The following is a 20,553-nucleotide window of genomic DNA, read 5'->3' as shown; positions in this document are numbered from 1 at the left end:
GGCCACCGTGGCATGTCGTGTTTCTCGGGTACAGCGCCGTGCTGGATCAGCCGGTGCTGTCGGCCTTCTCGTCGGCAACCTCGGGACGTGGATCGTCGGGGACGATCGGCACGGAGAGTGCGGGGAAGATCGCCGACACCAGGAATGCGATGGGAAAGCTGACCGCCGCCAGTGCCCCGAACACCGGCGGCACGGCCGACGCGAACACATACTGACTCGTGTTCTGCACGCCGAGGGCGCGTCCGCTCCAATACGGCCCTGATATCTCGGCAACAGCGGTGAAGGCAAGACCGTTCGGGGCAACGGTGGCGACCGACGCGACGACGAGCAGGACGATCGCGACGGGGGAGTCGAACCAGTCGGCCACTCCGAGTCCGAGCATGCTGACGGCGGCAGTCACTGCTACCCACCGTAGGGGCCGCATGCGGCTGCCGACCCGATCGGACAGTGCGCCGACGCTCATCCGGCCCAGTGCGCCGAGAATTTGCGTCACCGTGACGAGGACGCCCGCTGCTGCTGCCGTCCATCCTCGGTCGGTCATCAGCCAGACGAGCGCGTAAGTCCAGACCACGTACTGCGGGACCACCAACAGGATCGACGTGGCGTGAATGCGCCACAGTTGTCTGCTGCCTCGGTAGGGATTGTCGAGCAAACCCTGCTCCGCCGCATCGGTGCGATTCGGACGTGGGGGGTCGACGACCGCGAGACACAGGAGTGCGGCTGTTGCGCACACGGCGGCGGGTACGAGCAATGCCGCTCCGACGCCGTGGTCCCGGGCGATGGGTGGGATGGTCAGTGCGGCAACGGCCACGCCCAGCGGCACCGACATCTGCCTGATACCCATCGCCAATCCACGGCGATGCGGCGGGAACCATCCCACCACGACTCGTCCGCTCGCGCTGTTCGCACTGGCGGCTGCCATACCGCCGATCAGCAGAAGCACGGCCAGCACCGGAATGGAGGTGCTGACCACTGCAGCGACACTCGCGGCGGCCGTGAGCCCGAGCCCGATCACCAGGACGAGACGCTCGCCGATCCGGTCGACGAGCACGCCCCATGCGATCAGGGTCAACATGATGCCGACGGTGGGCATCGCAACGACGAATCCTGCCGTGGCAAGGCCGAGTCCCCGGTCGTCGTGCAGCGAAGGTATGAGAAAGGCAGCACCGTTGATGAAGACGGCACCTGCAGTCTGCGCAAGCATTCCGAGTACGAGCATGAACCAGCGCCGTGCTTCGCCGATGCCGGCCAACTGCTCGGTGGTGTTCATTCGGCTCTCTCTGTTCTCTGAGTGTCCCACTATGTGGACTGTACATCTTGAGATGTGGAACTTGTCGAAGACATTACACCGGCGAACGATCCACGGATCGGACGGCGTCGACGTGAGGAGAACGACGGTCGATAGACTTCCGGCATGCGTCTCGGTCGAATTGCAAGTCCTGATGGTGTGGCATTCGTGAGTATCGAAGGTGACGGTGACTCGCAGACTGCGAAGGAAATCGCCGAACATCCCTTCGGCACACCCACGTTCACGGGTCGGTCGTGGCCACTGGCCGACGTCCGACTGCTCGCGCCCATCCTTGCCAGCAAGGTCATCGCCATCGGCAAGAACTACGCCGCTCACGCGGCCGAGATGGGCGGTGAGGCACCGAAGGACCCCGTGATCTTCATCAAGCCGAACACCTCCATCGTCGGCCCGGGTGCGGCCATCGTGCTGCCGTCGTCTTCGAACGAGGTGCACTACGAGGGTGAACTGGCCATTGTGATCGGTCGTCCCTGCAAGGATGTTCCCGCGTCGAAGGCGTACGAGGTGGTGCTCGGATATACCGTGGCCAACGACGTCTCGGCCCGTGACCACCAGAAGAACGACGGGCAGTGGACTCGCGCCAAGGGGCACGACACCTTCTGCCCACTGGGGCCGTGGATCGAGACCTCGCTCGATCCCTCCGATCTGGAGATCAAGACCGAGGTCGACGGTGTCGTCAAGCAGCGGAGCCGCACTTCGCTTCTGCTGCACGACATTCCGAAGATCATCGAGTGGGTGTCCGCGGTGATGACGCTGCTCCCCGGTGACGTCATTCTCACTGGAACCCCCGAGGGAGTGGGACCCATCGTCGACGGTGACAGTGTGTCGATCACCGTCGAGGGAATCGGTACCCTGACCAATCCTGTCGCAGCGAAGAAATAGGGCAACGATGACCACTCCAGCAGACGTTCGCGTTCGATTCTGCCCGTCTCCCACCGGTACCCCGCACGTCGGACTGATCCGAACAGCACTGTTCAACTGGGCGTTCGCCCGGCATCACGGTGGAGCTTTCGTCTTTCGCATCGAGGACACGGACGCCGCGCGCGACTCCGAGGAGTCCTACGCCGCCCTGCTCGACGCATTGCGCTGGCTCGGTCTCGACTGGGACGAGGGTCCCGAGGTGGGCGGTCCGTACGAGCCCTACCGTCAGTCTTTGCGTCGAGATCAGCACATGGCCGTCGTTCGACAGTTGCTCGACGCCGGTGAAGCCTACGAATCGTTTTCCACGCCCGAGGAAGTCGAAGCTCGCCACAAGGCCGCCGGGCGCGACCCCAAACTCGGCTACGACAACTTCGACCGCGATCTGACTCCGGAACAGCGGCAGGGCTTTCTGAACGAGGGGCGTGGAGCCGTCGTACGGCTGCGTATGCCCGATCACGATCTGACCTGGAACGACCTCGTACGCGGGGAGACCACGTTCAAAGCGGGAACCGTACCGGACTTCGCGTTGACCCGCGGTAACGGAGTTCCGCTGTACACGTTGGTCAATCCCGTCGACGACGCACTGATGAAGATCACCCATGTGCTGCGCGGCGAAGACCTCCTGTCGTCGACCCCTCGTCAGCTCGCCCTCTACGAGGCGCTGATCCGAATCGGCGTGGCCGATCGGACCCCGGAGTTCGGGCATCTGCCGTTCGTGATGGGCCAGGGCAACAAGAAGCTGTCCAAGCGTGATCCCGAAGCCGATCTCTTCATCCACCGCGATCGGGGATTCATCCCCGAGGGGTTGCTGAACTACCTCGCCCTTCTCGGTTGGGGCATCTCGGACGACCACGATGTTTTCTCGCTCGACGAGATGGTGGCGGCATTCGAGATCTCGTCGGTCAATTCCAACCCGGCGCGCTTCGACCAGAAGAAGGCCGACGCGATCAACGCCGAGCACATCAGGATGCTGGCAGCGGACGATTTCGCGGTGCGCTTGCGCGAATACCTCGTCGCTCGAGGCCATCTCACCGAGCCGGTCGACGAGAAGATCTTCGCCGTCGCGGCCGATCTGGTGCAGACCCGCATCGTCGTGCTGTCGGACGCATGGGGACTGCTGAAATTCTTGTTCGTCGACGAGGCTGACTTCGAGATCGATCCCGCTGCTGCAGCCAAGAACCTCGGCCCCGATGCCGCACCCGTTCTCGACGCCACTGTCGAGGCACTGACGGCGTTGCAGACCTGGACCACGGCGGACCTGGAGGCGACTCTCAAGGACGCGTTGATCGAGAAGCTGGAGCTCAAGCCGCGCAAGGCCTTTGCTCCGGTTCGAGTCGGAGTGACAGGGTCGCACATCAGTCCGCCGCTCTACGAGTCCATGGAACTGCTCGGCCGCGAGAGGACTCTCGCTCGCTTGGCTGCCGCACGCACTCGTATCGCGTGACGGCGGTTCGTCGCTGGCCGTCACGCTCGGTCGGAGATTTCGACACATGAGCGTCGCCGATCGACTCGACCGACTGCAGCGCAGGCGGCCGGTTCTCGGATATCCCATTGCGGTGGTGTACAAGTTCGTCGACGATCAGGGCGGGTATCTTGCCGCCCTGATCACCTACTACGCCTTCGTCTCGCTTTTTCCCGCGCTCCTGTTGTTCTCCACGGTTCTGGGCATCGTGTTGGTCGGTAGCCCGGAACTGCAGCAGCAGATCCTCGATTCGGCGCTGGGGCAGATTCCGGTGATCGGTGACGAACTCGGTCAGCCGGATCGAATCAGCGGCGGTGTCGTGGGTTTGGTCGTCGGTGGACTCGGATCTCTCTACGGCGGGCTCGGTGTGTCGGTGGCACTACAGAACGCGACCAACACCGCGTGGGCAGTGCCCAAGAACGTGCGCCCCGATCCGATTCGCGCCCGCGTGCGCGGGTTGGGCCTGCTCGGTACTGTCGGGATCGCGACCCTCACGATCACGGCTGTCAATGTGCTCAGTGCCGCAGGATATTTCGGTCCCGAGGCCGGCCCGATCGTGTTCACCGTGGCCACCCTCCTGTACGTCGCGGTGTTCGTCGTTGCCTTCCGCTTGGCGACCGCCAGGCCCCTGTCCACCCGAGACGTCCTGCCGGGTGCCATCGCGGCGGGCATCATCTGGCAGCTGCTGCAAAGCTTCGGCAGCGTCTACGTCAAGTACGTGGTGAGCAATGCGACCGTCACCAACGGAGTGTTCGCCGTGGTGCTCGGACTGCTCGCGTTTCTGTACGTCACCTCGTTGTCCGTGGTGATGTGCATCGAGATCAACGTCGTTCGTGTCGATCGACTCTTCCCACGAGCCCTTCTGGCACCCTTCACCGACGACGTGGAACTGACCGAGGGTGACAAGCTCACCTTTACCGGACAGGCAGAAGCGCAGCGCAGCACCGCATTCGAGGAAATCGAGGTGACGTTCGAGGACCCACCGAGTGCTCAGTCGGCCTCCGACTCCGACTCGGAAGCCGAAACGCCGTAGAAGCGGTCGATTCTCGTCTCCATCGGAAACCTCACGGCCGTATCGCCGAACATCAACCGGGTAGCCGACAATGCCGCCGCTGCAACGGCTTCCGACACCCGGTCTGCATCGACCGTCGGGCAGTGCACCACCACTTCGTCGTGCTGAAAGAACACCAGCTCGCTACTTCCGGCTCCGATCTCGTCCCGCAACCGTCCGCGCAGATCGGCCAACAAGCACAACGCCCATTCCGCAGCGGTGGCCTGTACCACGAAGTTACGGGTGAATCGTCCGCGCGCGTGCGCGTCACCACCGGACCACCACTGCGCCGACGGCGGTGGGCAGGCCCGCCCCAACCACGAGCGGACGACCTCACCCCGTTCGCCGGCGCGGGCGGCTTCTTCGACGAGTCCCACCGCACCGGGGAACCTGGCCCGCAGTCGTGTCAGCAGACCGCGAGCCTCACCCGACGTCGCGCCGTACAGAACTCCGAGAACGGCGACCTTGGCCTTGCCGCGATCACCCTCGAACGACTCAGCTGCCACGGGTGCGTACAGATCAGCGGTACCGGCAGCGGCAACCATGCGGGGGTCGCCGGACATCGCCGCGAGAATGCGGGGTTCGAGTTGTCCGGCGTCGGCGGCGACGAACGTATGTCCGGGATCGGCGATCACGCTGGCTCGCAACGGTTTCGGAATCTGTAGGCCGCCCCCGCCGCGGCTTGCCCACCGGCCCGAGACCACGGCACCGGGAACGTAGACCGGCCGGAACCGATCGCCCCGCACCCACGAGTCCAGCCAAGTCCACCCATTCGTACTGTGCAATTTGGAGAGATCGCGATGGCGCAACAGCAGGGGGACGGCAGGGTGATCGATCTCGCGGATGACGTGGGCGCGAGTGGATGTCAGTTCGATTCCGGAGCGTGCGAACGCGGCCACCACCTCCACCGGAGACGAAGGATTGACGCGTCGGCCGAACGTCGACGAGATCTCGCTTTCCAGGCGAACCAGAGCCGGGGGAAGGGAACCATCGACCGGACGGGCCCCGAGCATCGACTCGAGATGACGCCGGTGCGCCGCTGCCGAGAACGGCAATCCGCTGTGGGTCATCTCCGCAGCGGCCAGACCTCCGGCCGATTCCGCCGCCGCCAGTAGGTGCAGTGCGCGGTCGGCACCGATGTGCTCGAACTGACGCTGGTACTCGGTGACCACTGCTGCAGGGTCGGAGTGCGGATCCGCGTCGAACAGTCCCGGTCGCAGGTCTGCGGGTGCGGATGGGGCAGCTGCGGAGCCGGTTCGCATCGCCAGAATCGCACCGACCAGAGCGAGATCGTGGCAACGGCGCACGCGTATCCCACGTTCGAGGAGACGAGGGTAGATCCGGCTGGTGTCCTCCCATACCCATCTCGGCCGTTCGGACGCCTCGAGATCGGCAACTGCTGCAGCCGGATCCTCGACCACGGTGGGTACGCCTCTGATCGCACAGTCGTCGTCGAGATACGTCAGTACCGCCTGCTCGCCGCGAGGTACGAGCACGACCTTCATCGGACTGTGCGATGTGTGCGAGCGGTCACGGAGACCAAGTCTGCTGTACGTGCGACCCGAGGGGCAGTGCGGGCTCGTGCATCGGCGACAGACGCCGGTCGAGCGCTGTCGGAGCGGGTCCGCAGCGTTGTTTTGGATGCTCTGAGCAGCCGATTTGGAGAATGGGTATGCACCTTTGATAGTCTCTATCCCGGCTCGAAACGCAGTGCACACCGATGTCGGTGAGCAGTTCGATTCAAGTCCATTGGGGTATGGTGTAATTGGCAACACAGCGGTTTCTGGTACCGCCATTCTAGGTTCGAGTCCTGGTACCCCAGCGAGCAGGTAGTGGCGATTTTGTCGCCGGTGCCGAGGCAGTTAAGCTGACTCGGCACTCACAAGCTCGAAACAATGCAGGTGAAGTTCCTGGCCCCGTCGTCTAGCGGCCTAGGACGCCGCCCTCTCAAGGCGGTAGCGCGGGTTCGAATCCCGTCGGGGCTACAGCTGACAACACCCTCTCGATCCTCGGATCGAGAGGGTGTTGTCGTTTCGGACCGGATGCTTCACACGCTCTTGCGACGGAACATCTTCTGATGGTCGGCCGGTCCGTGGGTGCTGTTGACCTTCGGTCCACCGTCTTTGTGCTCGACGGAATTGTGGGCCTTGCTGTTCTTCTGCTCCAGGACCTCGCGGAACTTCTTCTTCAATTCTTCACTGCCGGATTCGGGCATGGGTGACTCCTCGCAGTAGACGACCGGCCGGTGGGGCCGCTCGAGACGAAGGTACTCCATTCTCGCCGCGCGCTCAGCCAATTTTTCGGCTGTCCGACCGTGGCCGGAGAGCATCGGTCAGAGACGCTTGTGCAGCGCGTCGGCTGCTGCGAGAAGATCCGCGGCCCAGCGCGCACCGGGCTTGCGTCCGATTCGATCGATGGGTCCCGATACCGAGATCGCCGCCACCACAGTGTCGTTGCCGTCGCGAACCGGCGCCGCCACGCTGGCGACGCCTGGTTCGCGCTCGCCCGCGCTCTGCGCCCAGCCGCGGCGTCGTACCTCGATGAGGACGCGCTCGCCGAATTCTGCGTCGGGCAGAACGGTTCTTTGAGTGTGCGAGTCTGCCCATGCCAGAAGAACTTTGGCACCGGAACCGGCTGTCATCGGCAGCCGCGCACCGACGAGCACTGTGTCTCGAAGGCCTGTCGGGGGCTCCATGGACGCCACGCAGACACGTACCGTTCCTTCCCGCCGATAGATCTGCACACTTTCACCGGTGATTTCGCGCAGGCGTGGGAGCACGGAGGCGGCGGCGTCGAGCAATGCGTCGGACGCGCTCGCTGCGAGTTCCCCGAGGCCCGGCCCGGTGTGCCACAGGCCGTCGGCATCTCGAACGAGTAGTCGGTGGGTCTCCAGGCCGACCGCGAGTCGGTGAGCGGTGGCGCGGGGGAGGGCGGTGCGAGCGCACAGATCTCCGAGATTGCAGGGCTTCTCGGCCACCGCGTGCAGCACCGCCATTGCCTTGTCGAGTACACCGATGCCACTCGATTTGTCGACGAGGCCGGCCAGGCTATGCTGTCTCATAGAACGATATTAGCCTCCCGAATGCTGAGATTGCACAACTGTGAGATCTCCTGCGTGCCGAGAGGCATGATGTCGAGACGAGACGCGAGGTGAACCAGCGAAGTTCGCCCACGCGACGACAGGAAGGCGAGGTCGACGACACCGATGTCCGAAACACCGAAGACTTTGGCGGAGAAGGTATGGGACCAGCACGTGGTGGTCCGAGGCGGAGGAGAAGGCGGCGCTCGTGAGCCCGATCTGATCTACATCGATCTTCACCTCGTGCACGAGGTGACCAGTCCGCAGGCGTTCGACGGTCTACGGTTGGCCGGCCGCGGGCTTCGCCGCCCCGATCTGACGATCGCGACGGAGGATCACAATGTCCCCACGGCCGATATCTTCGCCCCCATCGCAGATCTCGTCTCGCGTACCCAGGTGGACACCCTTCGCCGAAACTGCGAGGAATTCGGAGTGCGGCTGTACCCGATGGGCGATCTCGATCAGGGCATCGTGCACATCATCGGACCCCAGCTGGGTTTGACCCAACCCGGTATGACCGTCGTGTGCGGGGACAGTCACACGTCGACGCACGGGGCCTTCGGCTCGATCGCCATGGGCATCGGTACCAGCGAGGTCGAGCACGTGATGGCCACACAGACTCTTTCTCTGCGTCCGTTCAAGACGATGGCGATCACCGTCGACGGTGAACTGGCACCCGGTGTGACGAGCAAGGACCTGATTCTTGCTGTCATTGCCCAGATCGGTACCGGCGGCGGGCAGGGTTACGTCCTCGAGTACCGCGGTGAGGCCATCCGAAAGCTGTCGATGGAAGCGCGAATGACCATCTGCAACATGTCGATCGAAGCCGGTGCGAGGGCAGGAATGATCGCACCCGACGACATCACCTACGAATACCTGAAGGGTCGCCCGCACGCACCGCAGGGAGCCGACTGGGATGCAGCAGTGGCGTCGTGGAACGAGCTGGCGACGGATCCGGATGCAGTGTTCGACAACGAGGTCCACATCGATGCCGATACGTTGACGCCGTTCGTCACGTGGGGCACGAATCCGGGTCAGGGTGCGCCGCTGGGAAGTAGGGTGCCCGATCCGGAGTCGATGACAGACGAGGGCGAGCGATTGTCGGCGCAGAAGGCTCTGCAGTACATGGGTCTCGAAGCCGGCACGCCGATCCGTGAGATCGCCGTCGACACCGTGTTCGTCGGTTCCTGCACCAATGGCCGGATCGAGGATCTGCGTGCCGTTGCGTCGGTTCTCGAGGGACACCGAGTTGCCGAGGGAGTGCGAATGTTGGTGGTACCCGGCTCCATGCGGGTGCGAGCGCAGGCGGAGGAGGAAGGCCTCGGCGACATCTTCACTGCCGCAGGGGCCGAATGGCGCCAGGCTGGATGTTCCATGTGCCTCGGGATGAATCCGGACCAACTGGTGGCGGGTGAGCGATCGGCGTCGACCTCGAACCGCAATTTCGAGGGCAGGCAGGGCAAAGGCGGTCGTACTCATCTCGTCTCGCCTCTGGTTGCTGCTGCTACCGCAATTCGCGGAACCCTGTCCTCTCCGGCGGATCTCGCGTAGAACGCGTCCTCGCTCGGATCGATCGAACCCATAGGAGACAATTCGATGGAAGCTTTCACCCGGCACACCGGTATCGGAGTTCCGCTTCGGCGGTCCAACGTCGACACCGATCAGATAATCCCCGCGGTCTACCTCAAGCGGGTGACGCGCACCGGATTCGAGGACGGGTTGTTCGCCGCGTGGCGCTCGGATCCGAACTTCATCCTGAATCTCGAGCCGTACAACCGTGGCTCGGTACTCGTAGCCGGACCCGATTTCGGTACGGGATCGTCACGCGAACATGCCGTCTGGGCGCTGTCGGACTTCGGTTTCAGGGTTGTGATCGCGTCCCGATTCGCCGATATCTTCCGTGGGAACTCGGGCAAAGCCGGGCTGCTGGCGGCCGAAGTGGAACAGTCGGACGTCGAATTGCTGTGGAAAGCCTTAGAAGAACAGCCCGGTCTGGAAATAATTGTCGACCTCGTCGACAAGACCGTAACGGCTGGAACTTTGGTGGTGCGCTTCGCGATTGACGACTACACCCGGTGGCGTCTGCTGGAAGGTCTGGACGACATCGGATTGACATTACGCCAGGTAGAGGCCATTACGGAGTATGAAAAGTCAAGGCCTTCATACAAACCCCTGACGCTCCCAGCGCGGATCGAGACCCCGACCGAAAGCTGACCGGGTGGGGGTCCGACACGCTATGCGGCCGTGAATCATTCCGCGACACCAAAATGAAAATTGGCGTGGCGCATAGACTCTTGACGACTTGGGGTTTACCGTTGTAGTAGTCGGTCCGACGATGGGCCACCATATAGCGGAGGAAATTCCATGAACAAGGCAGAGCTGATCGACGCCCTGACCGAGAAGTTGGGGTCTGACAGGCGGAGCGCCACAGAGGCTGTCGAGAACATCGTCGACACCATCGTGCGTGCAGTGCACCGCGGCGAGAGTGTCACGATCACAGGCTTCGGCGTGTTCGAGCAGCGTCGTCGCGCAGCGCGTGTCGCGCGCAACCCCCGCACCGGCGAGACCGTTCGCGTCAAGCCGACCAACGTTCCGGCGTTCCGTCCGGGTGCGCAGTTCAAGGCAGTCATCGCAGGCGGACAGAAGTTGCCTGCCACCGGTCCCGCCGTCAAGCGCGGTTCCGCAGCGGCTCCGGCCAAGAAGACTGCGGCGGCAAAGAAGACGGCTGCGAAGAAGGCAGCCGTGAAGACGACCGCCCGCAAGGCAACCACCGCTGCTGCCAAGAAGGCAGCTCCCGCGAAGACCGCCGCCAAGAAGGCAGCTCCCGCGAAGACTGCAGCCAAGAAGGCAGCTCCCGCGAAGACCACCGCGCGCAAGACAGTTGCAAAGAAGGCTCCGGCCAAGACAACTGCTCGCAAGGCTGCCACGACGGCTGCACCCGCCAAGAAGGCTCCGGCCAAGACGGCAGCCAAGAAGACCGTAGCCAAGAAGGCTCCGGCGAAGAAGGCTCCGGCCAAGAAGGCTCCCGCAAAGCGCGCAGCGAAGAAGTAGAGCCCGCAGGCTTCACCTCTCGCACGAATGCAAGTAAGGCCCCCGATTCGATATCCGAGTCGGGGGCCTTATTGTCGCTCGTGTTGCGTCCCCTAGGTGCCGGAAATGAGGGTGGGTAGGGGGCTGGCAATGTGGTCGGCCGCAACGAGCCTGCCGTCGTGACGCGAGAGCACCCACACGCTACCTTTTCGATTCCTGTTGGCTGGCAACGTGATTCCGTCCTTTTCGGCCCACCAGCGCATCAGGTCGGGGATCACCTTGCCCTGGCTGCAGACAACGGGCGTGCCGGGCAGTTCGGCTATGTCGCGAGCGCGATGACGCCCCTTGCGCGGGTCATCGGCATACCCCTCCTCGGACAGCAGGTGCTCCGGGACGATCTCCGCTCCCAACGATTCTGCGAACGGAGCGACCGTCTGAACACACCGGGCACGGTCGGCCGCGTACACCGCGTCGGCCCCGAATGCCCGAAGCAGCGAGACCAGTGACTCGGCCTGACGTCGTCCGGTCTTGTCGAGCGGGCGATCGACGTCGTTGCCCTTGTACCGCGAGCGCGAGCCGGCGCTGCCGTGACGGACCAGCAGAACCGTCGAGGTGTCGGCAGGTTTCGCCACGAACCGGCGAAGAATCTTGTGGTCCATGGGATAAGAGAGTTCGCGGCCGATGTCTGCGGGTGCTATCCAGCGCACCTCGTCCACCTCTGCGTTGGGGACGAACTCGCCGCCGGTTGCCTCCGCCGCCCAGTAGAGGACCTTCTTCATCCGGCGGTGGCCCGGGATCGGGTACGTGACGTAGGACAGTGACCGCCCCAGTCGCGAGTCGAATCCGGTCTCTTCCTTGACTTCTCGGACTGCCGCATCGACAGCGGTCTCACCGGGATCGAGCTTTCCCTTGGGGAACGACCAGTCGTCGTACTTCGGCCTGTGTACCAACGCGATCTCGACGGAACCGTCGGTGCGCGGAGATCGTCGCCACAGAACAGAGCCGGCCGCAAAAATGTTGGCGCGAGGGGAGCCATCGGAGGTTCCCATCAGGACGCCTGATTCCTCCGGCTACGCATCAACTCCACCTGATGCTCGCGGACTGTCTCACCCTGCGCGGGTGAAGCGACCCAGCCGCCGTCCGGTCCCAACTCCCAACAGCGCGTGGTGGGATCGAGTGCGGAGTCGAAGATCTCGCTCAGCTGGTTCGCCAGTCGTGTGTCCTTGACCTGGGCCATCACCTCGACTCGGCGATCGAGGTTGCGGTGCATCATGTCCGCACTGCCGATCCAGAACTCGTCCGCACCCTGAAAATGCAGAACTCGCGAGTGCTCGAGGAACCTGCCCAGGATGGAGCGAACCTCGATGTTCTCCGACAGTCCTGGAACTCCCGGCTTGAGCGCGCAGATACCGCGAACCACCACCTTGACCGGAACGCCTGCGATGGACGCGCGGTAGAGCGCATCGATGACCTGCTCGTCGACCAACGCGTTCGCCTTGAGACGAATCCCCGCCGCACGTCCCTGCTTGAGGTGTTCGACCTCGGCCTCGATGCGTTCGACGATGCCGCGGCGCACTCCGTACGGTGCCACGAGTAGGTTGCGGTACTTGGACTTTCGTGAGTAGCCGGTGAGCGAGTTGAACAGATCGGTGAGGTCGGCACCGATCTCCGGGGACGACGTGAACAAACCGACGTCCTCGTAGATGCGCGCTGTCTTGGGGTTGTAGTTACCGGTTCCGATGTGGCAGTACCGGCGAATGACCGACCCCTCTCGGCGCACCACGAGGCAGGTCTTGCAGTGCGTCTTGAGGCCGACGAGGCCGTACACCACGTGCACGCCTGCCTTTTCCAGCTTGCGCGCCCATTCGATGTTGGCCTGCTCGTCGAAACGTGCCTTGATCTCGACCAGTGCAACCACCTGTTTGCCCGCACCGGCTGCATCGACGAGCGCATTGACGATCGGGGAATCTCCCGACGTGCGATACAACGTCTGCTTGATGGCGAGCACCTGCGGGTCGGCCGCTGCCTGCTCGATGAAGCGTTGGACGCTGGTGGAGAACGAATCGTACGGATGATGCACCAGGACATCGCCGTCGCGCAGCGTCGAGAAGACGCTCTTGGGGGTCTCGCGCTCGCCGAACGCCGGGTGGGTCGCCGGAACGAAGGGTGCGTCCTTCAGATTGGGACGGTCGACGCTGTAGACCTGCCACAGGCACGACAGATCGAGCAGTCCGGGTACCTGGATGACGTCGCCGGGGTCGACATCGAGTTCACGCAGCAGCAATTCGAGCATGTGCTCGGTCATGTCGTCGGCGATCTCGAGGCGGACCGGTGAGCCGAAACGCCTACGGGCCAGCTCGCGCTCGAGCGCCTGCAGCAGATCCTCGTCGCGGTCTTCCTCGACCTCGAAATCGGCGTTGCGCGTGATGCGGAACGCGTGAGACTCGACGACCTGCATGCCGGGGAAGAGTACGTCGAGGTGCGCCGAGATCAACTCCTCCATCGACAGAAACGCGTCGATGCGGTGCGAGCCCTCGCCGCGCTTGACCCGCACGAAGCGATCGACGTTGTCGGGGACCTTCACGCGAGCGAAATGCTCACCGGTTGTGGAGTAATCCTTAACCGTCACAGCGAGATTGAGGCTCAGGCCGCTGATGTAGGGGAACGGGTGAGCGGGGTCGACGGCCAGTGGTGTGAGCACTGGGAAGACCTGTTCGGTGAAGTAGTCCGAGAGGCGGGCACGTTCGTCGCTGTCCAGATCCGACCACCGGATGATCGCGATGCCTTCTGCGGTGAGCTCCGGCAGAATCGAATCCAGCAGTACTCGCGCATGTTTGAGCGCGAGCTCCTGGGTGCGCTGGCCGATCACCGCGAGCTGTTCGCGCGGAGTCATACCGTCCGCGGATCGAACCGAAAGACCGGTTTCGTCGCGACGTTTGAGACCGGCCACTCGAACCATGTAGAACTCGTCGAGGTTCGACGCGTAGATCGCGAGAAACTTTGCCCGTTCCAGCAGGGGGAGCGACGAGTCCTCCGCCAGAGCGAGGACACGTGAATTGAAGTCGAGCCAGCTCAATTCCCGATTGAGATAGCGATTTTCGGGGAGCACGGTGGTGATGTCCACCGACTCCGGTGTGGCGGCCGGTAGCGCGGAGGGGATGCTCGGCATCGTCGCTGCGATCGGAGCGCTCCAGACCGGCTCCGAACCGGTGCCTTCCCCGGTCTCCCTCGACGGATCTTCGTTGGCCGGCTGCGCGTCGTCTCTGCTCACCGGACGATCATCCCTCATACCCGGCGTGGGTGAAACTCCGATGGGCGAAACTCGGTCACGCAGTTGTCGCCGATGCGTCGTCACTCCAACCGAGCGAGCGCAGGACAGCAGCCGTTGCGGGTCCGACCCCGAGCCGGTATGCACTGCGGACGTCCACCGCAGTGTCGACGTCGAGCCGCAGACCCGGCCAGGTGCCGTCGAGCTTCTGTGCGCCTGACTCGGCATGGCGGCGTGCGGAATCCACCCCGAACAGTGGTGCGAGCTCGCCGGGGGAGTCCTTGAGGATCAACGCGGCGGTACCGGTGCCGTGGTGATCGACCACCAGTGATCGGCCTCCGCGAGGCGCAACAGCGTATGCCTGAGCGAGTTCGGCGGGACGCATGGCCGGGAGGTCGGCTTGCAGCGCGATGATGTCGATCCGGGCGTCGTCATCGTGCTCTCGTCGCCGGCCGACGACCTCTGCGCGTCGCAACACGGCCGCCGCGGACGCGAACGCGTGGTTGAGACGTGCGTCCGGTGGCTGTGCGGGATCGCCGACCGGCTCGTCGAACACTCGCGCGCCGATTCTGCGGGCGGTCTCTGCGACGAGGGGATCAGGGGTGACCACCGTGACCGAATCCACCACCGATACGGCGTCTGCGGCGGCCACGGTGTCGCTGAGCATCGCGAGCACCAAACTTGTTCGCTCGGAACCCGAGAAGTCCGCCGCCAACCGCGACTTCGCCGCCGCGAGATCCTTCACCGCGATGAGGACGGCGACAACGCGGCGGGCAGGGTCGGACGACGCGGCCACTCGGTCGCCGTCGTCGAATCGGTGTGCACCCATGGTGCTCGATCCTGCCAGCGTCGCGGATCTGTGCCGACTCCGACCGCCCGAGCCGGTGTGCGAGTTAGGGTGATGCCGCGCGAAGAACGAGGGCATCGGCAAGCAGGTGAGGGGTTGGCGGCATGAGCAGAGCAGCGGTGATGGGTTCGGGGTCGTGGGGAACGGCATTCGCCAAAGTGCTGGCCGATGCCGGGACCGACGTCACGATGTGGGCCCGCCGTGACGAGCTCGCTGCATCCATCACCGACGGCCACGAGAACAAGGACTACCTTCCGGGGATCGAGCTGCCCTCGTCGATTCACGCATCGAGCGATCCCGCTCGTGCTCTCGAGGGAGCCGACATCGTGGTGTTGGCCGTGCCGTCGCAGAGTCTGCGGGCCAACCTGGGGGAGTGGACCGACTCGATTCCGCCGCACGCAACACTGCTGTCGTTGGCCAAGGGAATCGAGACCGGCACGCTCATGCGCATGAGCCAGGTGATCGCTCAGGTCACCGGAGCAGATCCGAGTCGGGTGGCGTGTCTGTCCGGGCCCAACCTTGCGCGCCCGATCGCCGAGGGGCAGCCTGCCGCGACCGTCATCGCATGCTCGGACTCCCAGCGTGCCCTCGAGATCCAGAAGTCCTGCGCCACCGGTTACTTCCGGCCGTACACGAACTCCGATGTCATCGGGGCCGAGATCGGTGGAGCCTGCAAGAACGTCATCGCCCTCGCGTGCGGGATGGCCAGTGGCGTCGGATACGGGGAGAACACTCTGGCATCGATCATGACCAGGGGTTTGGCCGAGATCATCCGACTCGGAGTAGCACTCGGTGCCAAGCCGTCGACGTTGTCCGGTCTGGCCGGCGTAGGCGACCTCGTCGCCACGTGTTCGTCGCCCCTCTCGCGCAACCGCACGTTCGGTGAGCGCCTCGGTTCGGGTGGTTCCCTCGAAAGCGCGCAGGAAGCAGCGCACGGACAGGTTGCCGAGGGTGTGAAGTCCTGCACGTCGGTGCGTGCGCTAGCCGAGAGCTACGACGTGGAGATGCCGCTGACCGATGCGGTGCACCGGGTGTGTCACGGGGGCATGTCCGTTCCGGACGCGGTCGGTCACCTGTTGGGACGACGTATCAAGCCCGAGTGAGGCAAAGTTCGCGCGCTCGCGAGCGACAGGGCGAATCCGCGCCGAGCGGGTAGCGACGGTACGGTTTCTCATCGTGAGTACTCCCCGCATCAAAGTCGCCGTCGTCTTCGGTGGCCGCAGCAGCGAGCACGCCGTGTCCTGTGTATCGGCAGGTAGCGTGCTGCAGAATCTCGATCCGGCCAAGTACGAGGTGGTCCCGGTGGGCATCACCCCGGACGGTGCCTGGGTTCTCGGCTCCTCCGATGCCGGTGCACTGACGATTCACGACCGGGTGCTGCCCACCGTGGACAAGGCCGGTGCGGCACTGACCCTCAGTACCGACCCGGGCCACGCCGGTGCGCTGATCGCTCTCGGCGAGGGAGACGGCGCAACGGTCTTCACATCTGTCGACGTGGTGTTCCCGGTACTGCACGGGCCGTACGGCGAGGATGGAACACTCCAGGGCCTGCTCGAGTTGGCGGGCGTCCCGTACGTCGGGCCAGGGGTATTGGCCAGCGCGGCCGGAATGGACAAGGAATTCACCAAGAAACTGCTCGGTGCCGAAGGGCTTCCGATCGGTCGCCAGGTCGTACTTCGCCGCGGTGCCGACAACCTCACCACAGTCGAGCGGGACCGGATCGGGTTGCCCGCGTTCGTCAAACCGGCCAGAGGCGGATCGTCGATCGGTATCTCCCGGATCACCGAGTGGGATCAATTGGACGCCGCGATAGCCGTCGCGCGTGAACACGACCCCAAAGTGATCGTCGAAGGAATGATCCACGGCCGCGAGGTCGAGTGCGGGGTCCTCGAATTTCCGGACGGAACCGTGCGCGCGAGCGCCATTGCCGAAATCCGCATTCCGGATGCGGAGGTCGACGATCACGCGTTCTACGACTTCGACACCAAGTACCTCGACGATGTCAGCGAGTTCGACATCCCGGCTGCTCTCGACGATGCGACCAGCGACCGCATCCGCGAACTCGCCGTTGCCGCTTTCCGGGCGCTGGACTGTCAGGGGCTGGCGCGAGTGGACTTCTTCGTCACCGAAGACGGCCCGGTCATCAACGAGATCAACACGATGCCCGGATTCACCTCCATCTCGATGTACCCCAAGATGTGGGCGGAATCCGGTGTCGACTACCCGACGCTGATCACCACCCTGATCGACACTGCGCTCGCCCGCGGGACGGGATTGCGCTAGTTCCGTCCGCTACTGCAACGGAGCCGGATCGAGGGCTTGCTGGGGTAGTGCGTTCGACACTGCCGATGACGCATCCTGCAGGGGCGTCGGACCGGAATCACCCGGAATGGTCAGGGCGATGTAGACACCTCGATCGACGACGAACCATGTGCTGGCGTCGATTCCGTCGTCCTCCCCGGACACTTCGAACCATTGGACGCCGTCGATGACCTGAAGCGGCGCAGCCACATCGAACCCGACCGGACGGGTCAGGCCGCAGCGCAGCACGACCGGCTCGGCGTTCTCCTCGGCCGAGACCCACGCGCGAACCCCGGCAGGCGCAGGGTCGGCCAGCTCGGCTGCGGTGTAGTCGCCCAGGTCCTCGGGCAGGGCGTCGAGCAACGACGCACATTGCGCACTCGTGGCGTCCGGGGAGTCGACCGGGCCCAACGCGACCGGATCGTGCACCGGCGAACGGTTCACCGCAATCGCGGCGACCAGAACTCCGACCACCAGCGCAACCGGCAGCGCGATCGCGGTGGCTATCACGGCGGGGTGTCGTTGTTCGCGGGTGCCGTCGGTGTCGGTCTTGCCGTCGGTGTTGTCGTCGTGGGCGTCGTTGCCTGCGTCGGTCGAGCTCACGAGCTATCCGACCGACGCGGTCGGCTGCGGAGCGACCGGACAGGTGAGAGTCCGAGTGATGGCGTCCACCTTCTGGATGCGGGAGACGATCTCGGCGACCTCGGCGTCGGATGCACCGTCGGCGCGCACGATGACGTCGTAGGGCCCGACGACGGCCTCCGCGGAGACCACTCCGTCGACGGCCTCGATCTGCTGCGCGACGGCCCTCGCGCGGCCCACCTCGGTCTGAACGAGAACGAATGCTTGCACCATCGGTGGTCCCTTTCCCTGCCGGACTTCTCGACTGTAAATTGGGTCGACTACGTTCTCTGTGCACGTAACCTGCAGCGTCGGTGCTGTCCCGGCCGCCTCTGAAAGGTACCGCAGGCGGGCCACGCGCTCCGCGCGAGTCCGTCGCGCACGCACCGCGTTCTCGAGGAGGAACATCATCGACGACCCCGGCACCGAGTCGGCCGCAGACGCCGAACCCACCGTCGCGCAGATCGGCGAATTCGAGGTGATCTCCCGCGCCGTCGCAGACCGCGTGCAACCTCCGTCGACCATCGTCGGGCCCGGTGACGACGCGGCCGTCGTCGCCGCGCCCGACGGAAGAATCGCGGCATCGACGGATATGTTGGTGCACGGCAGGCATTTTCGGCTGGACTGGTCCAGTCCGGTGCAGATCGGCCGCAAGGCGATCGCGCAGAACGGCGCGGACATCGCCGCGATGGGCGCTCGGTGCTCGGGTTTTCTCGTCTCTCTCGGATGCCCGGCCGATACGCCGGTGCGTGTGACCGACGGTCTCAACGAGGGCATGTGGCTCGAGGCGGTGGCCGCGGGATCGGCCATCGTCGGTGGCGATGTGGTGCAGTCACCGGAGCTGGTGATCTCGGTCACCGCCCTCGGTGATCTTCAGGGAAGGGCACCGGTGCTGCGATCGGGCGCGCGTGTCGGTGACGTGATCGCTTACGCGGGGCGGCTCGGCTGGTCGGCCGCCGGACTGGCTCTACTGCTTGCGGACACGGACAGAACGGGCCACGACGCTGTGCTCGACGCACACCGAGTTCCCGTCCCGCCGTACCGCGCCGGGGTCGGGGCCGCCGAGGCCGGCGCGACGTCACTCACCGACGTCTCCGATGGATTGCTGTCCGATCTGGGCCACATAGCCGATGCGTCGAACGTCCGAATGGACATCGATCCCGAGCTGTTGGAAATTCCAGTCGAATTGCGTTCGGCAGCAACGGTAATGGGAGTCGATCCGCTGGATTGGGTACTCACGGGCGGTGAGGACCATGCTCTCGTAGGAACGTTCGGTGATCACAGTGCCGTTCCGGCGGAATGGACGGTGATCGGCCGTGTCGAGCACGTCGTTGACGACCGGGCGAGTCGGGTGACGGTCGACGGACGCGTTCATTCGGGTAGATCGGGGTGGACGAGCTTCGAGAGCGAGTGAACGCGGCCGACGTCCGATCGAGTCGGCTAAGTTGCTGAGATGGCTATCTACGCACTCGGTGATCGTGAACCCGACATTCATCCCGACGCCTACGTCCACCCCGACGCGGTCGTCATCGGAGCGGTGACCCTCGCGGCCGGATCGTCCGTGTGGCCCACCGCAGTTCTGCGGGCGGATTACGGCACCATCACCATCGGCGCGGGGACCAACGTCCAGGACGGGACCGTGGTGCACTGCACACCGATCGACGCGACGGTGATCGGCTCCGGATGCGTACTCGGGCACAATGCACACGTCGAAGGTGCGGTCATCGGAGACAACTGCCTCATCGCCTCGGGCTCGGTGGTGCTGAACGGCTCGAAGATCGGGGCGGGTTCGATCGTCGGGGCGGGAGCAGTGGTGCCGTTCAAGTTCGTCGTTCCCGAACGTTCCATGGCGCTCGGTGTTCCCGCGAAGATCCGGGAGGGGTACCAGGTCCCCGAAGGGCATGTGGACATCAACGTACAGATGTACTCGGCCAATGCCGCGTACTACCGTGACGCGCTGCGCCGGATCGACCGATGACGCCCCGGCCGCTCGCCGAGAGCGTCGAATCGGGGTGGGCGGATGCTCTTTCGCCCGTCGAGTCGAATGTTGCCGCGATGGGCGACTTTCTGCGGGAAGAGCTTGCCGCCGGTCGGCACTACCTGCCTGCAGGAGAGAACGTTCTGCGCGCGTTTCGCTATCCCTTCGACCGTGTCCGGGTCCTCATCGTCGGTCAGGATCCGTATCCGACACCGGGACATGCAGTGGGACTGAGCTTTTCCGTCGCACCGGAGGTAAAGCCCGTGCCGCGCAGCTTGAGCAACATCTTCAAGGAGTACTCCGACGACCTGGGGTTACCCACGCCCAGCAACGGAGATCTCACACCGTGGTCGGACCGTGGCGTGATGCTGCTCAACAGGGTGCTCACCGTCGAACCGTCGCAGGCCGCATCGCACCGGAAGAAGGGGTGGGAAGCGGTGACGGAGCAGGCTATTCGGGCTCTCGTCGCGCGATCCGAGAATCCCGACGCGCCGGGTCTCGTCGCGATTCTGTGGGGACGCGACGCTGCGACTCTGAAGCCGATGCTCGGATCTGTGCCGTACATCGAATCTGCGCACCCGTCACCGCTGTCCGCGTCACGCGGGTTCTTCGGGTCCAAGCCTTTCAGTCGAGTCAACGAGTTGTTGGTCGAGGGGGGAGACGAGCCGATCGACTGGACGTTGCCGTGA

Annotated in this window: 20 protein-coding genes and 2 tRNA genes; 13 read left to right on the top strand and 9 right to left on the bottom strand. The window is 64.5% G+C overall.

The features are described from left to right. Positions 1-46: 46 nt before the first annotated feature. The gene (locus CH294_RS24445) at positions 47-1,270 is read right to left on the bottom strand and encodes an MFS transporter (protein ID WP_170944841.1); all 1,224 of its coding nucleotides are present in this window, start codon (positions 1,268-1,270) and stop codon (positions 47-49) included. Between the two features lie 144 nt (positions 1,271-1,414). Between CH294_RS24445 and CH294_RS24440 the strand changes: the two genes are divergently transcribed. Genes CH294_RS24440 through CH294_RS24430 form a run of 3 tightly spaced genes read left to right on the top strand, consistent with a single transcriptional unit; the run spans position 1,415 to position 4,722 of the window. Then, entirely contained in the window at positions 1,415-2,188 is a 774-nt protein-coding gene (locus tag CH294_RS24440) for a fumarylacetoacetate hydrolase family protein (protein WP_032377001.1), read from the top strand. Positions 2,189-2,195: 7 nt separating this feature from the next. Continuing rightward, on the top strand, positions 2,196-3,671 hold the full coding sequence (gene gltX / locus CH294_RS24435) for a glutamate--tRNA ligase (protein ID WP_094739262.1): 1,476 nt from the start codon (positions 2,196-2,198) through the stop codon (positions 3,669-3,671). Positions 3,672-3,717: 46 nt separating this feature from the next. Continuing rightward, a complete protein-coding gene (locus tag CH294_RS24430) occupies positions 3,718-4,722 on the top strand; it encodes a YihY/virulence factor BrkB family protein (protein WP_094739261.1) in 1,005 nt (334 codons plus the stop codon). On the opposite strand, the gene CH294_RS24425 is transcribed toward CH294_RS24430, so the two are convergent. Beyond that, positions 4,680-6,245, bottom strand: a complete 1,566-nt coding sequence (locus CH294_RS24425) for a bifunctional 3'-5' exonuclease/DNA polymerase (protein WP_094705084.1) — start codon at positions 6,243-6,245, stop codon at positions 4,680-4,682. The genes CH294_RS24430 and CH294_RS24425 overlap by 43 nt on opposite strands. 245 nt (positions 6,246-6,490) lie before the next feature. Between CH294_RS24425 and CH294_RS24420 the strand changes: the two genes are divergently transcribed. Next, positions 6,491-6,562: transfer RNA gene (locus CH294_RS24420), tRNA-Gln, on the top strand. Positions 6,563-6,652: 90 nt separating this feature from the next. Further along, a tRNA-Glu gene (locus CH294_RS24415) sits at positions 6,653-6,725 on the top strand. A 62-nt stretch (positions 6,726-6,787) separates the two neighbouring features. Here CH294_RS24415 and CH294_RS27595 read toward each other — a convergent pair. Both CH294_RS27595 and CH294_RS24405 read right to left on the bottom strand, forming a co-directional pair. Next, positions 6,788-6,955, bottom strand: coding sequence for a DUF5302 domain-containing protein (locus CH294_RS27595; RefSeq protein WP_165430210.1), 168 nt, complete (start codon positions 6,953-6,955; stop codon positions 6,788-6,790). A 117-nt stretch (positions 6,956-7,072) separates the two neighbouring features. Further along, positions 7,073-7,801, bottom strand: a complete 729-nt coding sequence (locus CH294_RS24405; protein WP_032403157.1) for an IclR family transcriptional regulator — start codon at positions 7,799-7,801, stop codon at positions 7,073-7,075. Positions 7,802-7,945: 144 nt separating this feature from the next. On the opposite strand from CH294_RS24405, the gene leuC reads away from it, so the two are divergent. The 3 genes from leuC (at position 7,946) to CH294_RS24390 (ending at position 10,870) form a co-directional block, all read left to right on the top strand. After that, the gene (gene leuC / locus CH294_RS24400; protein WP_094739260.1) at positions 7,946-9,370 is read left to right on the top strand and encodes a 3-isopropylmalate dehydratase large subunit; all 1,425 of its coding nucleotides are present in this window, start codon (positions 7,946-7,948) and stop codon (positions 9,368-9,370) included. A gap of 45 nt (positions 9,371-9,415) precedes the next feature. Beyond that, positions 9,416-10,033: a 3-isopropylmalate dehydratase small subunit gene (gene leuD / locus CH294_RS24395; protein ID WP_032377008.1), complete on the top strand. Its 618-nt coding sequence runs from the start codon at positions 9,416-9,418 to the stop codon at positions 10,031-10,033. A gap of 150 nt (positions 10,034-10,183) precedes the next feature. Continuing rightward, positions 10,184-10,870: an HU family DNA-binding protein gene (locus CH294_RS24390; RefSeq protein WP_032377009.1), complete on the top strand. Its 687-nt coding sequence runs from the start codon at positions 10,184-10,186 to the stop codon at positions 10,868-10,870. Between the two features lie 92 nt (positions 10,871-10,962). On the opposite strand, the gene CH294_RS24385 is transcribed toward CH294_RS24390, so the two are convergent. The 3 genes from CH294_RS24385 to cofC form a co-directional block, all read right to left on the bottom strand. Further along, positions 10,963-11,898 carry an NUDIX hydrolase gene (locus CH294_RS24385; protein ID WP_094739259.1) on the bottom strand — a complete coding sequence of 312 codons (936 nt, stop codon included), beginning with the start codon at positions 11,896-11,898 and terminating at the stop codon, positions 10,963-10,965. Beyond that, on the bottom strand, positions 11,898-14,018 hold the full coding sequence (locus tag CH294_RS24380) for an RNA degradosome polyphosphate kinase (protein ID WP_230592509.1): 2,121 nt from the start codon (positions 14,016-14,018) through the stop codon (positions 11,898-11,900). The genes CH294_RS24385 and CH294_RS24380 overlap by 1 nt, the downstream gene beginning before the upstream one ends. Before the next feature lie 157 nt (positions 14,019-14,175). Continuing rightward, positions 14,176-14,946, bottom strand: a complete 771-nt coding sequence (cofC, locus tag CH294_RS24375; RefSeq protein WP_094739258.1) for a 2-phospho-L-lactate guanylyltransferase — start codon at positions 14,944-14,946, stop codon at positions 14,176-14,178. Positions 14,947-15,068: 122 nt separating this feature from the next. On the opposite strand from cofC, the gene CH294_RS24370 reads away from it, so the two are divergent. Next, complete coding sequence (locus CH294_RS24370; RefSeq protein ID WP_094739257.1) at positions 15,069-16,067, top strand: NAD(P)H-dependent glycerol-3-phosphate dehydrogenase; 999 nt, start codon at positions 15,069-15,071, stop codon at positions 16,065-16,067. A 73-nt stretch (positions 16,068-16,140) separates the two neighbouring features. Further along, entirely contained in the window at positions 16,141-17,247 is a 1,107-nt protein-coding gene (locus tag CH294_RS24365; protein ID WP_249305481.1) for a D-alanine--D-alanine ligase family protein, read from the top strand. A 9-nt stretch (positions 17,248-17,256) separates the two neighbouring features. Here the strand turns inward: CH294_RS24365 and CH294_RS24360 are convergent, their stop codons facing one another. Together CH294_RS24360 and CH294_RS24355 are read right to left on the bottom strand one after the other, a co-directional pair. Then, positions 17,257-17,868, bottom strand: coding sequence for a DUF3515 domain-containing protein (locus CH294_RS24360; protein WP_032377014.1), 612 nt, complete (start codon positions 17,866-17,868; stop codon positions 17,257-17,259). Positions 17,869-17,871: 3 nt separating this feature from the next. Next, positions 17,872-18,120: an Lrp/AsnC ligand binding domain-containing protein gene (locus CH294_RS24355; protein ID WP_032377015.1), complete on the bottom strand. Its 249-nt coding sequence runs from the start codon at positions 18,118-18,120 to the stop codon at positions 17,872-17,874. A gap of 172 nt (positions 18,121-18,292) precedes the next feature. Between CH294_RS24355 and CH294_RS24350 the strand changes: the two genes are divergently transcribed. Genes CH294_RS24350 through CH294_RS24340 form a run of 3 tightly spaced genes read left to right on the top strand, consistent with a single transcriptional unit; the run spans position 18,293 to position 20,553 of the window. After that, on the top strand, positions 18,293-19,300 hold the full coding sequence (locus tag CH294_RS24350) for a thiamine-phosphate kinase (RefSeq protein ID WP_094610648.1): 1,008 nt from the start codon (positions 18,293-18,295) through the stop codon (positions 19,298-19,300). A gap of 39 nt (positions 19,301-19,339) precedes the next feature. Further along, on the top strand, positions 19,340-19,864 hold the full coding sequence (locus CH294_RS24345) for a gamma carbonic anhydrase family protein (protein ID WP_032377016.1): 525 nt from the start codon (positions 19,340-19,342) through the stop codon (positions 19,862-19,864). Beyond that, on the top strand, positions 19,861-20,553 hold the full coding sequence (locus tag CH294_RS24340; protein WP_037155614.1) for a uracil-DNA glycosylase: 693 nt from the start codon (positions 19,861-19,863) through the stop codon (positions 20,551-20,553). Before CH294_RS24345 ends, CH294_RS24340 begins: the two co-directional genes overlap by 4 nt.

The sequence above is a fragment of the Rhodococcus sp. 14-2483-1-1 genome (assembly GCF_002259335.1).
Classification (GTDB): Bacteria; Actinomycetota; Actinomycetes; order Mycobacteriales; family Mycobacteriaceae; genus Rhodococcoides.
Note: the sequence above shows the minus strand (reverse complement) of the source record. Positions and strands in the feature narration are given on the sequence as shown.

Bases quoted from the DNA above. Each gene is read 5' to 3' on its own strand.
- CH294_RS24370 (WP_094739257.1), top strand. From the start codon at position 15,069: ATGAGCAGAGCAGCGGTGATGGGTTCGGGGTCGTGGGGAACGGCATTC.
- CH294_RS27595 (WP_165430210.1), bottom strand. From the start codon at position 6,955: ATGCCCGAATCCGGCAGTGAAGAATTGAAGAAGAAGTTCCGCGAGGTC.
- leuC (WP_094739260.1), top strand. From the start codon at position 7,946: ATGTCCGAAACACCGAAGACTTTGGCGGAGAAGGTATGGGACCAGCAC.
- gltX (WP_094739262.1), top strand. From the start codon at position 2,196: ATGACCACTCCAGCAGACGTTCGCGTTCGATTCTGCCCGTCTCCCACC.
- CH294_RS24440 (WP_032377001.1), top strand. From the start codon at position 1,415: ATGCGTCTCGGTCGAATTGCAAGTCCTGATGGTGTGGCATTCGTGAGT.
- CH294_RS24390 (WP_032377009.1), top strand. From the start codon at position 10,184: ATGAACAAGGCAGAGCTGATCGACGCCCTGACCGAGAAGTTGGGGTCT.
- CH294_RS24340 (WP_037155614.1), top strand. From the start codon at position 19,861: ATGACGCCCCGGCCGCTCGCCGAGAGCGTCGAATCGGGGTGGGCGGAT.
- CH294_RS24445 (WP_170944841.1), bottom strand. From the start codon at position 1,270: ATGAACACCACCGAGCAGTTGGCCGGCATCGGCGAAGCACGGCGCTGG.
- cofC (WP_094739258.1), bottom strand. From the start codon at position 14,946: ATGGGTGCACACCGATTCGACGACGGCGACCGAGTGGCCGCGTCGTCC.
- CH294_RS24345 (WP_032377016.1), top strand. From the start codon at position 19,340: ATGGCTATCTACGCACTCGGTGATCGTGAACCCGACATTCATCCCGAC.
- CH294_RS24430 (WP_094739261.1), top strand. From the start codon at position 3,718: ATGAGCGTCGCCGATCGACTCGACCGACTGCAGCGCAGGCGGCCGGTT.
- leuD (WP_032377008.1), top strand. From the start codon at position 9,416: ATGGAAGCTTTCACCCGGCACACCGGTATCGGAGTTCCGCTTCGGCGG.
- CH294_RS24385 (WP_094739259.1), bottom strand. From the start codon at position 11,898: ATGGGAACCTCCGATGGCTCCCCTCGCGCCAACATTTTTGCGGCCGGC.
- CH294_RS24380 (WP_230592509.1), bottom strand. From the start codon at position 14,018: ATGCCGAGCATCCCCTCCGCGCTACCGGCCGCCACACCGGAGTCGGTG.
- CH294_RS24425 (WP_094705084.1), bottom strand. From the start codon at position 6,245: ATGAAGGTCGTGCTCGTACCTCGCGGCGAGCAGGCGGTACTGACGTAT.
- CH294_RS24405 (WP_032403157.1), bottom strand. From the start codon at position 7,801: ATGAGACAGCATAGCCTGGCCGGCCTCGTCGACAAATCGAGTGGCATC.
- CH294_RS24355 (WP_032377015.1), bottom strand. From the start codon at position 18,120: ATGGTGCAAGCATTCGTTCTCGTTCAGACCGAGGTGGGCCGCGCGAGG.